The organism is Pseudomonas sp. BN414 (genome assembly GCF_029871275.1).
In the GTDB taxonomy this organism is placed as follows: Bacteria; Pseudomonadota; Gammaproteobacteria; order Pseudomonadales; family Pseudomonadaceae; genus Metapseudomonas; species Metapseudomonas resinovorans_C.
The window spans coordinates 315,600-330,290 of the sequence record NZ_SSOL01000079.1 but is presented as its reverse complement, the minus strand read 5'-3'; the positions used below and the strand labels follow the sequence as shown (position 1 = coordinate 330,290).

16 protein-coding genes are annotated in these 14,691 nt (G+C 62.4%); 5 read left to right on the top strand and 11 right to left on the bottom strand.

The window, feature by feature from the left end; all coding sequences use genetic code 11:
* Nucleotides 1-3: 3 nt before the first annotated feature.
* On the bottom strand, nucleotides 4-762 hold the full coding sequence (locus tag E8E95_RS29365) for a Nif3-like dinuclear metal center hexameric protein (protein WP_280355877.1): 759 nt from the start codon (nucleotides 760-762) through the stop codon (nucleotides 4-6).
* A gap of 111 nt (nucleotides 763-873) precedes the next feature.
* Here E8E95_RS29365 and algW point away from each other — a divergent pair, with 111 nt between their 5' ends.
* The 3 genes from algW to E8E95_RS29350 all read left to right on the top strand — a co-directional run bounded on the left by algW (nucleotide 874) and on the right by E8E95_RS29350 (nucleotide 4,995).
* Nucleotides 874-2,025, top strand: a complete 1,152-nt coding sequence (gene algW, locus E8E95_RS29360; protein ID WP_280355876.1) for a Do family serine endopeptidase AlgW — start codon at nucleotides 874-876, stop codon at nucleotides 2,023-2,025.
* A gap of 129 nt (nucleotides 2,026-2,154) precedes the next feature.
* Nucleotides 2,155-4,254, top strand: a complete 2,100-nt coding sequence (locus tag E8E95_RS29355; RefSeq protein ID WP_280355875.1) for a TonB-dependent siderophore receptor — start codon at nucleotides 2,155-2,157, stop codon at nucleotides 4,252-4,254.
* A gap of 12 nt (nucleotides 4,255-4,266) precedes the next feature.
* A complete protein-coding gene (locus tag E8E95_RS29350; RefSeq protein ID WP_280355874.1) occupies nucleotides 4,267-4,995 on the top strand; it encodes a DUF4198 domain-containing protein in 729 nt (242 codons plus the stop codon).
* 64 nt (nucleotides 4,996-5,059) lie between these two features.
* Here the strand turns inward: E8E95_RS29350 and hisC are convergent, their stop codons facing one another.
* The 10 genes from hisC to E8E95_RS29300 form a co-directional block, all read right to left on the bottom strand.
* Nucleotides 5,060-6,112, bottom strand: coding sequence for a histidinol-phosphate transaminase (hisC, locus tag E8E95_RS29345; protein WP_280355872.1), 1,053 nt, complete (start codon nucleotides 6,110-6,112; stop codon nucleotides 5,060-5,062).
* A gap of 2 nt (nucleotides 6,113-6,114) precedes the next feature.
* Nucleotides 6,115-7,443 carry a histidinol dehydrogenase gene (gene hisD, locus E8E95_RS29340; RefSeq protein ID WP_280355870.1) on the bottom strand — a complete coding sequence of 443 codons (1,329 nt, stop codon included), beginning with the start codon at nucleotides 7,441-7,443 and terminating at the stop codon, nucleotides 6,115-6,117.
* 123 nt (nucleotides 7,444-7,566) lie between these two features.
* Nucleotides 7,567-8,202 carry an ATP phosphoribosyltransferase gene (hisG, locus tag E8E95_RS29335; RefSeq protein WP_077525003.1) on the bottom strand — a complete coding sequence of 212 codons (636 nt, stop codon included), beginning with the start codon at nucleotides 8,200-8,202 and terminating at the stop codon, nucleotides 7,567-7,569.
* An 89-nt stretch (nucleotides 8,203-8,291) separates the two neighbouring features.
* A complete protein-coding gene (murA, locus tag E8E95_RS29330) occupies nucleotides 8,292-9,557 on the bottom strand; it encodes a UDP-N-acetylglucosamine 1-carboxyvinyltransferase (protein WP_179061779.1) in 1,266 nt (421 codons plus the stop codon).
* A gap of 19 nt (nucleotides 9,558-9,576) precedes the next feature.
* Nucleotides 9,577-9,816 carry a BolA family protein gene (locus E8E95_RS29325; protein ID WP_077525005.1) on the bottom strand — a complete coding sequence of 80 codons (240 nt, stop codon included), beginning with the start codon at nucleotides 9,814-9,816 and terminating at the stop codon, nucleotides 9,577-9,579.
* A gap of 109 nt (nucleotides 9,817-9,925) precedes the next feature.
* Nucleotides 9,926-10,234, bottom strand: coding sequence for an STAS domain-containing protein (locus tag E8E95_RS29320; protein WP_280355867.1), 309 nt, complete (start codon nucleotides 10,232-10,234; stop codon nucleotides 9,926-9,928).
* Nucleotides 10,231-10,875: an ABC transporter substrate-binding protein gene (locus E8E95_RS29315; RefSeq protein WP_280355865.1), complete on the bottom strand. Its 645-nt coding sequence runs from the start codon at nucleotides 10,873-10,875 to the stop codon at nucleotides 10,231-10,233. The genes E8E95_RS29320 and E8E95_RS29315 overlap by 4 nt, the downstream gene beginning before the upstream one ends.
* 11 nt (nucleotides 10,876-10,886) lie before the next feature.
* Complete coding sequence (mlaD, locus tag E8E95_RS29310) at nucleotides 10,887-11,354, bottom strand: outer membrane lipid asymmetry maintenance protein MlaD (protein WP_280355863.1); 468 nt, start codon at nucleotides 11,352-11,354, stop codon at nucleotides 10,887-10,889.
* Nucleotides 11,354-12,151, bottom strand: coding sequence for a lipid asymmetry maintenance ABC transporter permease subunit MlaE (gene mlaE, locus E8E95_RS29305; RefSeq protein WP_280355861.1), 798 nt, complete (start codon nucleotides 12,149-12,151; stop codon nucleotides 11,354-11,356). Before mlaE ends, mlaD begins: the two co-directional genes overlap by 1 nt.
* Entirely contained in the window at nucleotides 12,151-12,960 is an 810-nt protein-coding gene (locus tag E8E95_RS29300; RefSeq protein ID WP_179061784.1) for an ABC transporter ATP-binding protein, read from the bottom strand. Before E8E95_RS29300 ends, mlaE begins: the two co-directional genes overlap by 1 nt.
* Before the next feature lie 229 nt (nucleotides 12,961-13,189).
* On the opposite strand from E8E95_RS29300, the gene E8E95_RS29295 reads away from it, so the two are divergent.
* A complete protein-coding gene (locus E8E95_RS29295) occupies nucleotides 13,190-14,164 on the top strand; it encodes a KpsF/GutQ family sugar-phosphate isomerase (RefSeq protein WP_280355859.1) in 975 nt (324 codons plus the stop codon).
* The gene (locus E8E95_RS29290) at nucleotides 14,164-14,688 is read left to right on the top strand and encodes an HAD family hydrolase (protein ID WP_179061786.1); all 525 of its coding nucleotides are present in this window, start codon (nucleotides 14,164-14,166) and stop codon (nucleotides 14,686-14,688) included. The genes E8E95_RS29295 and E8E95_RS29290 overlap by 1 nt, the downstream gene beginning before the upstream one ends.
* Nucleotides 14,689-14,691 lie beyond the last annotated feature (3 nt).

Below are 14,691 nucleotides of genomic sequence, written 5' to 3'. Positions count from 1 at the left end.
AATTCAGGCAGGGTTGGCGCAGTCGATGAACAAGTGCTCGATGGCAAAGCGCTTGGCCAGGTAGTCGCCCAGCGCCTGTACACCATAGCGCTCGGTGGCATGGTGGCCGGCGGCAATGAAGCTGACACCATTCTCCCGCGCACTGTGCACGGTCTGTTCGGAGACTTCGCCAGTGAGATAGGCATCGACACCCGCCGCAATCGCCTGATCGATATAGCCCTGGCCACCACCGGTGCACCAGCCGATACGGCTGATCATGCGGTCGCCCTCCACCAGCAGGGGCTCGCGTCCGAGCACCTCGCGCACGCGACGGGCGAAGTCGGTGGCGGTCATGGGTTCGGCCAGCGAACCGATCAAGCCGACGGTGCGCGGATTGTCCGGCTCCAGCGGGCCTTCGACGATGATGTCGAGTTGACGCGCCAACTGCACGTTGTTGCCCACTTCCGGGTGCAGATCCAGCGGCAGATGGTAGGCAAGCAGGCTGACGTCATGGGTCAACAGGGTCTTCAGGCGGCGCTGCTTCATGCCCACCACACAGGGGTTTTCCCCCTTCCAGAAATAGCCATGGTGCACCAGCACCACATCCGCCCCGGCCTCGATCGCAGCGTCCAGCAGCGCCTGGCTGGCGGTGACGCCGGTGACGATCCGACTGACCTGTGGACGTCCTTCGACCTGCAGGCCATTAGGGCAGTAATCCTGGATGCGCGAGGCGTTCAGGTAGCGCTCCGCTTCTTCCACCAGAGTGTTCAGGGCAATGGCCATGGCATTCCTCACAAGCTGTTGCGGACGACTCGTTTTTAACGGGCGCCCTCGTATAATGGCGCCACCTTAAGGGGCACCCCTGCCCCCCGCAACCCTCAGGATTCTCCCTCGATGCTCAAGGCGCTGCGATTCTTCAGCTGGCCCCTGGTTGTCGGCGTGCTCGTAGCACTGCTGATCATCCAGCAATACCCGGACTGGGTCGGCCTGCCCCGCGAGGAAGTGCATCTGCAAGAAGCCCCCAAGTTCAACTTCACCCGCCAGGGCCCGGACTCCTATGCCGACGCGGTGACCAGCGCATCGCCGGCAGTGGCCAACCTCTACACCACCAAGATGGTGAGCAAGCCGGCACACCCGTTGTTCGAAGACCCACAGTTCCGCCGGTTCTTCGGTGACAACCTGCCGCGCCAGCGGCGCATGGAGTCCAGCCTCGGTTCGGCGGTGATCATGAGCCCGGAAGGCTACCTGCTGACCAACAATCACGTGACCGCCGGCGCCGACCAGATCGTGGTCGCCCTGAAAGACGGCCGCGAAACCCTCGCACGCCTGGTGGGCAGCGACCCGGAAACCGACTTGGCGGTGTTGAAGATCGACCTCAAGGATCTGCCGCCCATTACCCTGGGCCGCTCGGACAACATCCGCATCGGTGACGTCGCCCTGGCAATCGGCAACCCCTTCGGTGTCGGTCAGACCGTGACCATGGGCATCATCAGTGCGACAGGCCGGAACCAGCTGGGCCTGAACACCTATGAAGACTTCATCCAGACCGACGCCGCGATCAACCCCGGCAACTCTGGCGGCGCACTGGTGGACGCCAACGGCAACCTGATCGGCATCAACACCGCGATCTTCTCCAAGTCCGGCGGCTCCCAGGGCATCGGCTTCGCAATTCCGGTCAAGCTCGCACTGGAAGTGATGAAGGCAATCGTCGAACACGGCTCGGTGATTCGCGGCTGGCTGGGCATCGAAGTTCAGCCCTTGACCCCCGAATTGGCGGAATCCTTCGGCCTGGAAGGACGCCCCGGTATCGTTGTCGCCGGTATTTACCGCGACAGCCCGGCTCAACGCGCCACTCTGCAACCCGGCGACATCATCCTCAGCATCGATGGCGAGCCGGCTGGCGATGGTCGTCGCTCGATGAACCAGGTGGCCCGCACCCGCCCCGGCGAGAAAGTGAGCATCCAGGTGATGCGCAATGGCGAGGAGCTGGAACTGACCGCAGAGGTCGGTGTGCGGCCGCCGCCCAGCAACAACGGCGGTAGCTGATCGATAAAAAACGGCGCCTAAAGGCGCCGTTTTCTTTTCCTCGATCCAAGCAGGATTCATCCGACACTGGACAGGAACGATTCTCGCCTCGCAAAATGTTATGTTATTACATTATTTGCGAGCCCCCTGATGCGCCTCCATCACTTTGCCCCCGCCAGCGGGCTACTCCTCAGCCTGCTCGGTGAAGCCACTGCTGCCGAAACCTCCCTGCCCCTGCTTCTGGACGACATTCAGATTGACGATCGCCGTCAGGAAAGGGCTGACGGCCCAGTACGTGGCTACCGTGCAACCCGTTCGGCCAGTGCCACCCGCACTGACACCGATATCCGTGACATCCCTCAAGCGATCAGCGTGGTTCCCGCGCAGGTACTGGAGGACCTGGATATTTCGCGGCTCGATCGAGCGCTGGACTTTGTCGGAGGTGTATCGCGGCAGAACAACTTCGGCGGCCTGACATTCCTCTCCTACAGCATCCGCGGTTTCACCACCGGAGAGCTGTACAAGAACGGTTTCGCCATCAATCGCGGCAGCTACAGCTCGCCGGACGCCTCCACTATCGAGCGCATCGAAGTACTCAAAGGTCCGGCTGCCAGCCTCTACGGCCGCGGCGATCCGGGCGGTACGGTGAACATCGTGACCAGGAAGCCCCAGGCCGAGCGTTTCTCCCGCTTGAAGGCGAGCACGGGGAGTTGGGACCGCTATCGCGCCAGCCTGGACGTCAACGCACCACTCGATGACGAGTACAGGCTGCTGTCACGCATCAACCTGGCCACCGAAGACAACGGCAGCTTCCGCGACCATGTCGGCAACCAGCGTCTGGTGGTCAGTCCATCCCTCGGCTGGCAGCTGAACGCCGATACCCGCCTGCTGCTGGAAACGGAGTTCGTCCAGCACGAATCGGTGTTCGATCGCGGCATCCCGGCCGTGAATGGGGAGTTGGGCTCGGTCAAGCGCTCCACCTTCCTCGGCGAGCCGAATGACGGCGATATCCGCAATCGCAACCAGATGATCCAGGCCAGCCTGGAGCACCATTTCAACGACAGCTGGAAGCTGCGCCTGGCCAATCATTACGCACAGGGACACCTGCAGGGCGATGCCACGGAGGCGTCGCGGCTGATCGGCAATCAGGTCAGCCGCTTCTATCGGCAGCGCGACTTCGAATGGAACGACAGCATTACCCAATTGGAACTGCACGGCCTGTTCGAGACCGGCAGCTGGCTGCACCAGACCCTCGCCGGACTGGAGTACGAGAACTACCGCAATAGCCAGAAATATCCACAGAGCCTCGCTTCCCTGGATTACGGGCAGGACATCTACAACCCGGTGTACGGCAAGCCGAAACCGCCCATCGTCAATCCGAACGACTTCTTCGAACGGGTGGAAAGCCGTGCGCTGAACCTGCAGGACCAGATCGATTTCGGCCATGGCTGGAAAGGCTTGATCGGTGCCCGTTTCGAGCGTTTCGAACAGACGGCGCTGAACCGCACGACGCGCGTCAGCAACGACCAGGACAAGGACAGCCTGACCCTGCGCAGCGGCGTGCTCTACCAACTGATACCCGAGGTCGGCCTGTTCGCCAACGCGGCGACTTCGGTCAGACCCAATGCAATCAGCAGCCAGGGCACCGTGTTCGAGCCGGAGAAGGGATTCGGCAAGGAGGCCGGCCTCAAGCTCGACCTGCTGGAAGGCCGCCTCGGAGCCACGGCCGCACTCTTCCACATCGCCAAGGAAAACGTACTGACGGCCGACCCGACCAATCCCGGCGAAAACATCGCTGCTGGCCGCGCTCGCAGCCAGGGTCTGGACCTTCAGGTCAGTGGTCAGTTGACCGACGCGGTTCGGCTGATTGGCGCCTTCGCCTACATCGACGCCGAAGTCACCAAGGACAACGTGCTTCCCGAAGGCAGCCGTCTGCTCGGAGTGCCTGAACACAGCGGCAACCTGTTGGCGGTCTACGAGTTCCAAGGCGGTCGATTGCGCGGCTCGGACGTCGGCGCCGCCTTCAACTATGTCGGTGATCGCTCCGGCCAGGCCGGCAGCCAGTTCGAGCTACCCGCCTACTCCACCTTCGACCTGCTCGCTCATTACAGGGCCAGCGAGCGAACAACCCTCGGTTTGAACCTCAACAACCTCTTCGATCGCAAGTATTACGAGCGCTCGTACAACAGCGTCTGGGTCATGCCCGGCGAGCCCCGCAACTTCAACCTCAGTCTCACCCTCGACCTCTGAAAAGGAATCTCCATGCGACTGAATAAACGCTTCCTCCTCACATCCCTCCTCGCCGCCGTCTTCGCAGGCAACGTCCATGCGCACGGCCTTTGGACCGAACAACGGCGCGGCAACATCGAAGTGATCTACGGCCACGGCGCCGAGGACGACGCCTTCAAGGCAGAAAAAGTCAGCGGTGCCTGGGCCTTCGATGCACAAGGACGAATGATCCCTGTGTCAGTCGAGCGCCTTGCGGACCATGCACGGCTCAAGCCCTTGAAAGCGCCGGCAACCCTCGCGGTTGCGCTGGACAATGGTCCGTGGTCGCAGACCGCCGACAAGCAGTGGACAAACGAGGGCCAGCGGCAGGTTCCCGGGGCTGTCGCCTCCATCCATACCTGGAAATACAGCCTGGCCTTCTATCAATCAGGTGCGCAGTTGCCGGACCTCAAGCGGGTTCGCCTGGCGATAGTTCCGGAAGCCGATCCGCTGGAAGTCGGGCCAGGCAATCCCCTGCCAGTGCGCGTGCTGCTGGACGGCAAGCCGGCATCCGGTATCGAACTGATCGGCGACTACCGCGGCGAGCCCAATACCGTAAGCACCAGCACCGACGCCGAAGGGCGGGCCAAGGTGTTGGTACGCAATGCGGGGCTGAACATCATCGCTGCCCAGGTCACCCTGGACACTCCGAACGATGTCGACGTTAAGCAACAGGGGCTGTTCAGCTCGCTGACCTTCCTCGGCGCGCCGCATCACGAGTAAGCGCCCAACAAAAAAAGCCGAGGCGGTGACCCGCACTCGGCTTTTCTTTACACACTCGCGAAAATCAGAGGTTGCGCAAGGCATCCAGCAACGCCTGGTTTTGCTCGGGCGTGCCAATGGTGATGCGCAGGAACTGGGCAATGCGCTCCTGCTTGAAGTGCCGAACGATCACGCCCTGTTCACGCAAACCAGCAGCGATGCCGGCGGCGTCCTTCTGCGGATGACGGGCGAAGACGAAGTTGGCCGCCGAGGGCAGTACCTCGAAGCCCAGCTTGCCCAACTCGGCCACCAGCAGTTCGCGACTGTCGATCACCTTGCGGCAGGTTTCCTCGAAGTAGGCCTTGTCTTCGAAGGCGACCGCCGCGCCGGCGATGGCCATGCGATCCAGCGGGTAGGAGTTGAAGCTGTTCTTGATTCGCTCCAGCGCTTCGATCAGGTCCGGGTGGCCGACTGCCAGACCAACCCGCAGCCCCGCCAGGGAACGCGACTTGGACAGGGTCTGGGTCACCAGCAGGTTCGGATAGCGGTCCACCAGGCTGATCGCGGTCTCGCCACCGAAGTCGATGTAGGCCTCGTCCACCAGCACCACGGTATCCGGATTGGCCTTGAGCAGACGCTCGATAGCTTCCAGCGCCAGCAGGCAGCCAGTGGGCGCATTGGGGTTGGGGAAAACGATGCCGCCATTGGGACGCGCGTAGTCTTCAACGCGGATCTGGAACTGTTCATCCAGCGGCAACGCCTCGAACGGGATGCCATACAACCCGCAGTAGACCGGATAGAAGCTGTAGCTCACATCCGGGAAGAGCAGCGGCTTGCCGTGCTGGAACAGACCGTGGAACGCGTGGGCGAGGACCTCGTCAGAGCCGTTGCCAACGAACACCTGGTTCGTCTGCACGCCGTAGTAGTCGGCGACCGCCTGCTTCAGGCGATCACTGTTCGGGTCCGGATACAGCCGCAGGTTGTCACCCACCTCGGCCTGCATGGCCGCTACTGCCTTGGGCGAGGGGCCGTAAGGGTTCTCGTTGGTGTTCATCTTGACCAGCTTCGCCAGCTTGGGCTGCTCGCCAGGAACGTAAGGCACCAGCCCCTTGACGAAGGGACTCCAGAATTTGCTCATGCTCACTCCCCCTTCTCTTTATTGGAAGCAATGCGGAATTCGGCACTGCGCGCGTGGGCGGTCAGCGACTCGCCGCGGGCCAGGATGGACGCTGTCTTGCCCAGTTCGGACGCACCGTCGGCCGAGCAGAAAATGATCGAGGAACGCTTCTGGAAGTCGTACACACCCAGCGGCGAGGAGAAGCGCGCGGTGCCGGAGGTCGGCAGCACGTGGTTCGGGCCGGCGCAGTAATCGCCCAGGGCTTCGGCGGTGTAGCGGCCCATGAAGATGGCGCCGGCATGGCGGATTTGCGGCAGCCAGGCCTGAGGATCGGCAACGGACAGTTCCAGGTGCTCGGGCGCGATTCGGTTCGCGACCTGGCACGCCTGGGCCTGGTCGGCCACGAGAATCAAAGCGCCACGATTCTGCAGGGAGGTGCGAATGATTTCGGCACGTTCCATGGTCGGCAGCAGTTTGTCGATGCTGGCGGCCACCTTGTCGAGGAAGGCGGCATCAGGACTGACCAGGATGGCCTGGGCGTCTTCGTCGTGCTCGGCCTGGGAGAACAGGTCCATGGCGATCCAGTCAGGGTCGGTACCGCCATCGCAGACCACGAGAATTTCCGACGGACCGGCGATCATGTCGATGCCGACCTGGCCGAAGACGTGACGCTTGGCCGTGGCGACATAGATGTTGCCCGGACCGACGATCTTGTCCACCTGGGGGACGCTCTCGGTGCCATAGGCCAGTGCAGCCACAGCCTGGGCGCCGCCGATGGTGAAGACGCGGTCCACGCCGGCTACACAGGCGGCCGCGAGGACGATCTCGTTGATCTCACCACGAGGCGTCGGCACGACCATCACCACTTCGGCGACGCCGGCGACCTTGGCGGGGATCGCGTTCATCAGCACGGAGGACGGATAGGACGCCTTGCCACCGGGTACATAAAGACCGGCGCGATCCAGCGGAGTCACCTGCTGGCCCAGCACCGTGCCGTCGGCTTCGGTGTAGGTCCAGGAATCCTGCTTCTGCTTCTCGTGGTAGCTGCGAACGCGAGCTGCAGCGGTTTCCAGTGCCTTGCGTTGCTCGGCGGTGATGCGCGTCAGGGCCAGTTCCAGACGCTCGCGCGGCAGGATCAGCTCGGCCATGGTGGTCGCCTGCACACCGTCGAAACGCTGGGTGAATTCGACTACGGCAGCGTCGCCACGCTCACGCACGGCCTGGATGATGTCGAGGACACGTTGATTGACCGCTTCGTCGGACACGCTTTCCCAGCTCAGCAGATGATCCAGGTGTCGCGCGAAGTCCTGATCAGCGGCATTGAGTCGGCGGATGGCGATTGGAGCGGTCATAGCGGGCCTCTTGAATGGCAATTGCTCGGGCGCCGCTAGAGTAGCAAGCCCACCGTGCGGGCACCCGAGAATATTGGCTATGACACGGATAGGCGCGTGCGGCGCAGGGCCGCACTCAAGGTGTCAGCTTTGGTGTCGCGACTCGACCGCGCCGCGCAGCACTTCGATCAGTGCCTGGATGCGCGCGTGCTGCATCTTCATCGATGCCTTGTTGACGATCAGTCGCGAGCTGATGGTAGCGATCAGCTCCTGGGGTTCCAGGCCGTTGGCGCGCAGGGTATTGCCGGTGTCGACGACGTCGATGATCTTGTCGGCCAGGCCCACCAGGGGCGCCAGCTCCATCGAGCCATAGAGCTTGATCACGTCGACCTGGCGGCCCTGTTCGGCGTAGTAGCGCTTGGCGACGTTGACGAATTTGGTGGCTACACGCAGGCGCCCCTTGGGCTCAGGCGCACCGACCGCACCTGCGGTCATCAGCTTGCAGCAGGCGATCCGGAGGTCCAGGGGCTCATAGAGGCCCTGGCCGCCGTACTCCATCAGCACGTCTTTGCCGGCAACGCCGAGATCGGCCGCGCCATGCTCGACGTAGGTCGGCACGTCGGTGGCACGCACGATGAGCAGGCGCACATCCTCCTGGGTGGTGGGGATGATCAGCTTGCGGCTCTTGTCCGGATTCTCGGTGGGTACGATACCGGCCTCGGCAAGCAGCGGCAGGGTGTCGTCGAGAATTCGGCCCTTGGACAGCGCGATGGTGAGCATGAAACAGGATTTCCTTGGCTACGGCCCTCTACGGGCCTGTTGCGCGGTCGTAACGGACCGGCCCACTCAGGGCCGGCCCGCGTTTCGACCTAACCCGGCACGCGGCGAATCTTGGCGCCGAGCAACTGCAGTTTTTCTTCGATGCACTCGTAACCACGGTCGATGTGGTAGATGCGGTCGATCAGGGTATCGCCCTCGGCCACCAGGCCGGCGATCACCAGGCTGGCGGAAGCCCGCAGGTCGGTCGCCATGACCGGCGCACCCTTGAGCTTCGGCACGCCGGTAACGATGGCGGTGTTGCCTTCAACGAGGATTTGAGCGCCCATGCGATTCATTTCGTAGACATGCATGAAGCGGTTTTCGAACACGGTCTCGATCACTGCACCGGTGCCTTCAGCCACGGCGTTCATGGAGATGAACTGGGCCTGCATGTCGGTGGGGAATGCCGGGTACGGCGCAGTGCGCACGTTGACCGCTTTCGGGCGATTGCCCTTCATGTCCAGCTCGATCCAGTTGTTCCCGGTGTTGATGTGCGCACCGGCCTCTTCCAGCTTCTGCAGCACGGCTTCGAGGATGGTCGGATCGGTGTCCTTCAACTTGACGCGGCCACCCGTGGCGGCAGCGGCCACCAGGTAGGTGCCGGTTTCGATACGGTCGGGCATCACGTTGTAGCGAGCACCGCCGAGGCGCTTCACGCCATCGATGGTGATGGTGTCGGTGCCGGCGCCCTGGATCTGCGCACCCATGGCGATCAGGCAGTTGGCCAGGTCGACCACTTCCGGCTCACGGGCGGCGTTCTGCAGAACGCTGCGGCCATTGGCCAGCGCTGCAGCCATCATGATGTTTTCGGTACCGGTCACGCTGACGGTGTCGAAGAAGAAGTTGGCACCACGCAGGCCGCCGGCCGGAGCCTTGGCCTTGATGTAGCCGCCTTCGACGTCGATCTTCGCACCCATGGCCTCGAGGCCGCGGATGTGCAGGTCTACCGGACGGGAGCCGATGGCACAGCCGCCGGGCAGCGCCACTTCAGCTTCACCGAAGCGAGCCACCATCGGACCCAGTACCAGGATGGAAGCGCGCATGGTCTTGACCAGCTCGTACGGCGCGACCAGGGTCTTGATGCTGCTGGCGTCGACTTCGACGGCCAGCTTCTCGTCGATCACTGGCTGCACGCCCATGCGACCGAACAGCTCGATCATGGTGGTGATGTCGTGCAGGTGCGGCAGGTTGGCCACGGTGACCGGGGTATCAGCCAGCAGGGTAGCGGCCAGGATCGGCAACGCAGAGTTCTTCGCGCCGGAAATGCGGATCTCGCCATCGAGGCGTTGACCGCCGGTAATAATCAGTTTGTCCATAGCTCTCTCGAAAGCTGGCTCAGGAACGCTGGGCCCAATCGGCCTGGCTGAAGAATTTCATGGTGACGGCATGGATGCTGCCATCGGCGATCCAGGCATTCAGGTGGGCGTATACCTGCTGCTGACGCTTCACCGGGCTCAGGCCGGCCAGCTCGTCGCTGATCAGGTTCAACTGGAAGTTGCAGCCTTCCCCTTCAACTTCCACCTGGGTACCTGGCAGTTTCGCCTCCAGGAGGCTTTTCACTTCTACGGCCTGCATGCTCAACCTCAATCGGCGCCCAACGCGCGCGGGTCGGCCATGATACAAAAAAGCCCTCCGCCTGCGAACCCCGCGCGCTCGGGGCCTGACGGAGGGCCGTTGGACCGGCTCAAGCTTCCAGTGGCAGCAGCTCGGTCAGCCCGGAGACGTCGGCAATCTGCCGCATGTCGTCCGGCATTCCACGCACCGTCACCGACTTGCCGGCAGCGCTGGCATCGCGCATGAACGCCAGCAGCAGGGCAAGGCCGACGCTGCTGGTCCTTTCTACTGCCGAGCAATCCAGCATCACGGAGGCGGTACCGCTCGCCTGGATCAGTTGCCTACCGGCCTCACGCAGTTGCGGTCCGGTGCTGTGATCGAGCACACCGACCAGGCGCAACTCGCCCGGAGCGGCCTGTTCGATACGGGCCTCGCTCATTGACCGCCCGCCTGCTTGGCTTCTTCGGTCACTTTCGCCTTGGCGACCACTTCGGCCCAACCATTGATGGTTTTGTCGAGGTCATTGCCATTGCGCTGCATGCTGTCGGCGAACTGGTCGCGGAACAGCTTGCCAATGTTGATGCCATTGATGATCACGTTGCGCAGCATCCACTGCCCATTGATGCTCACCATGGTGTACGACACCGGATAGATGGAACCGCTGCGCCCTGTGACTTCCATATTGACGCTGGCGCGCCCATCGTCACCCTCTTTGGCGTTGATTACGCGGATGTTCTGGTTGTCGTACTCCAGCAAGGCGTTGCCGTAGAACTGGATCAGGCTGCGCTTGAAGTTCTCCTGGAAGCGGGTCATCTGCTCAGGAGTAGCATTGCGCGAGTATTTCACGGTCATGATGCTGCGGGAGATGCCATCGGTATCCACCACTGGACCGAGGATCCCGTTCAGAGCGTCGTAAAAGGCATTCGGGTCGGTGCGATATTGCTCTTTGTTAGCCTTCAGATCAGCCAGCAGTTGGTCGGTGGTCTGCTGCACCACATCGCGCGCGTTAGGCGCGGCGGTAGCCAGCAGGGGCAGGGCCGCCAGCAGGACCAGCAGGCCGTTTCGCAGGGCTTTGATCATGTTTCGAATCCTCATTTGCTTTCTTTGTTGACCGTGTTCAGCAGGAACTTGCCAATCAGGTCTTCCAGCACCAGGGCCGATTGGGTATCACGGATGGTGCCGCCTTCCTTGAGCAGTTCCTCGTCGCCACCGACGCTGATACCGATGTACTTCTCGCCCAGCAACCCGGCAGTGAGGATGGAAGCAGTGGAGTCCGTCGGCAGGTTGTCCACACGCTTCTCGACTTCCATCGTGACGCGACCGGTATAGCTTTCGCGATCCAGATCAATGGCAGTGACCTTACCAATGGTGACACCAGCCATCGTGACCTTTGCTCTGACAGTCAAACCGGCAATATTGTCGAAATGCGCATAAAGCTTGTAGGTGTCATCACTGGCGCCGTAGGACAGGCCGCTGACCCGCAGGGCCAGAAGCAGCAAGGCCAACAGACCGGCCAGGAGGAACAGGCCGACACCAATCTCCAAGGTGCGGATTTGCATCAGAAATCTCCAAACATCAAGGCGGTCAGGATGAAGTCCAGCCCCAGCACGGCGAGTGAGGCGTAGACCACGGTTTTAGTCGTTGCGCGGCTGATCCCTTCCGAGGTCGGCTCGCAGTCATATCCCTGGAACACGGCGATCCAGGTCACCACGAAGGCGAATACGACGCTCTTGATCACGCCGTTCAGCACATCCTCGGTGAATTGCACGCTGTTTTGCATGTTGGCCCAGAAGGAGCCCTCATATACGCCCAGCCAGTCCACGGCCACCATGGCGCCGCCCCAGATGCCCACCACGCTGAAGATCATCGCCAGCAGCGGCATCGAGATGAAACCGGCCCAGAGTCGTGGGGCGATTATGTACTTGAGCGGGTCGACACCGATCATTTCCAGACTGGAGAGCTGCTCGGTGGATTTCATGTTGCCGATCTCGGCGGTCAGCGCCGAACCCGCACGACCGGCGAAGAGCAGGCCGGTCACCACCGGACCGAGTTCCCGCAACAGGGTCAGCGCGACCATCTGCCCCACCGCCTGTTCTGAACCGTAGTCGACCAGGATGTTGTAGCCCTGCAGGGCCAGCACCATCCCGATGAATACGCCGGAAACGACGATGATTGCCAGCGACAGCACCCCAACGGCATAGAGCTGCTTGAGCAGCAACTGGAAGCCATTGCCAACGCCGGTGCGGCCGAACAGGGCATGCATCAGGAACAGCGTGGAGCGCCCAAGCGCCTCCAGCACGTCCAGACCGGAACGCCCGAGCAGGCGGATGCGCTCGAGCAAGGATTTCTTGCGCATCAGCGCCCCCCCAGCAAGTCTTTACGGTAATCAGGTGCCGGGAAATGGAAGGGCACCGGTCCATCCGGAATGCCTTTCATGAACTGGCGGATACGCGGGTTATCGGAATTCATCAGCTCGTCCGGGGTCCCCTGCCCCAGCACCTGGGCATCTCCCACTACATAGATGTAGTCGGCGATGCTGGCGGTTTCCGCCAGGTCGTGGGAGACCACGATGCTGGTGATACCGAGCGCGTCGTTGAGCAGACGAATCAAGCGCACCAGCACCCCCATGGCAATGGGGTCCTGGCCGACGAACGGCTCGTCGTACATCAGGATCTGCGGATCGAGGGCGATTGCACGCGCCAGCGCCACGCGCCGCTTCATGCCGCCGGACAGCTCGTCCGGCATCAATTCGATAGCGCCGCGCAGCCCGACTGCCTGAAGTTTCAGCAGAACAATGTCACGAATCATTTCCTCGGGCAGTTTGGTGTGTACCCGCAGGGGAAATGCAACGTTCTCGAAGACATCCAGGTCGGTGAACAATGCACCGCTCTGGAACAGCACGCCAAACTGCTTGCGCATGTCGAACAGGTCGGCGCGGGAGAGTTTGGGCAGGTTCTGTCCATTGACCCAGACCTCGCCACTGGCGGGCTTGAGCTGGGCGGCGATCAGGCGCAGCAGCGTGGTCTTGCCGCAGCCGGAAGGCCCCATGATGCCGGTGACCTTACCGCGCGGGATACGGATATCGACATCTTGGAAAATGCTGCGCGTGCCACGTTTGAAGGTAACCCCCTTCAATTCCACAGCGTAGGTGTTATCGGCACTCATCTAGACTCCTTGCGATACAGCCTCCCTTGAAGACGACGCGCCCCGACGCAAGGACACTCCGCCCGGGACGGGCCGAACAAGGCGCGAACTATATCACCGCGCTATTGCGCCTCCCAAGGCCACGCCAGCGTCTGTTCAGCTTTGCGACAGCTTCCACGGCATTGGCGCGTGAGCTAAATCACCTTTATCGCTATAATCGGCGCCTTTTCCTTCGGCCACTTCACGCCCCATGAGCCAATCCAGCGATCTCATCAAGTCCGCACAACGCACTATCCAACTCGAACGCGAGGCGATCGACGCCCTCCTGCCGCGCATCGACGCCGATTTCGTTCGCGCCTGCGAGCTGATCCTGGCCTGCAAGGGACGCGTGGTGGTGGTAGGCATGGGCAAGTCCGGGCATGTCGGCAACAAGATCGCCGCCACTCTGGCCAGCACTGGCACACCGTCCTTCTTCGTCCACCCGGCCGAGGCCAGCCATGGCGACATGGGCATGATCACCCGTGAAGACGTGGTCCTGGCGCTCTCCAACTCCGGATCGACTGCCGAGATCGTCACCCTGCTGCCGCTGATCAAGCGCCTGGGGATCACCCTGATCAGCCTCACCGGCAAACCGGATTCGCCGCTGGCCAAGGCCGCGGCCGCCAATCTGGATGCCCGCGTGGCCCAGGAAGCCTGCCCATTGAACCTGGCCCCCACCTCTTCCACCACGGCCGCACTGGTTCTGGGCGATGCCCTGGCCATCGCCCTGCTGGAAGCCCGCGGTTTCACTGCCGAGGATTTCGCGTTTTCCCATCCGGGTGGCGCGCTTGGCCGTCGCCTGCTGCTGAAGGTGGAGAACATCATGCATGGCGGCGACAGCCTGCCCAGCGTTGCGCGCGGTACGCCGCTTCGCGAGGCACTCCTGGAAATGACCCGCAAGGGCCTGGGCATGACCGCAGTGGTGGAAACCGATGGCCACCTTGCTGGCATCTTTACCGACGGCGACCTGCGCCGCACCCTGGACAAGGGTGTCGACGTGCGCCTGGCCAGCATCGACGATGTCATGACCATCCACGGCAAGACGGTACGCCCGGACATGCTTGCCGCCGAAGCGCTGAAGATCATGGATGACCACAAGATCAACGTGCTGGTCGTGGTCGATACAGATGACCGCCCCATCGGCGCACTGCACATCCATGACATGACCCGCGCAGGAGTAATCTGATGAGCAATGAACTCCTCAGCCGCGCCAAGGCCGTCCGCCTGGCCGTGTTCGACGTGGACGGCGTGCTGACCGACGGCCGCCTCTACTTCCTGCCCGGAGGCGGAGAATTCAAGACGTTCAATACCCTCGACGGCCAGGGCATCAAGATGTTGATGAATGGCGGCGTTCGCACGGCCATCATCAGCGGTCGCCAGTCGGAAGTGGTCGAGCGCCGCGCACAGAATCTCGGCATCCAGCATCTGTTCCAGGGACGCGAAGATAAACTGGTGGTCCTTGATGGCCTGCTCGCGGAACTGGGCCTGAACTATGACCAGGTCGCCTATCTCGGGGACGACCTGCCCGACCTGCCGGTAATTCGTCGTGTCGGCCTGGGCATGGCCGTGGCCAATGCCGACGCATTCGTTCGCGAACATGCCCACGGCATCACCCAGGCGCGTGGTGGCGAAGGTGCGGCCCGCGAGTTCTGCGAACTCATCCTGCGCGCCCAGGGCAGCCTGGAAGCGGCGCAAGCCGCTTATCTCTGAGGT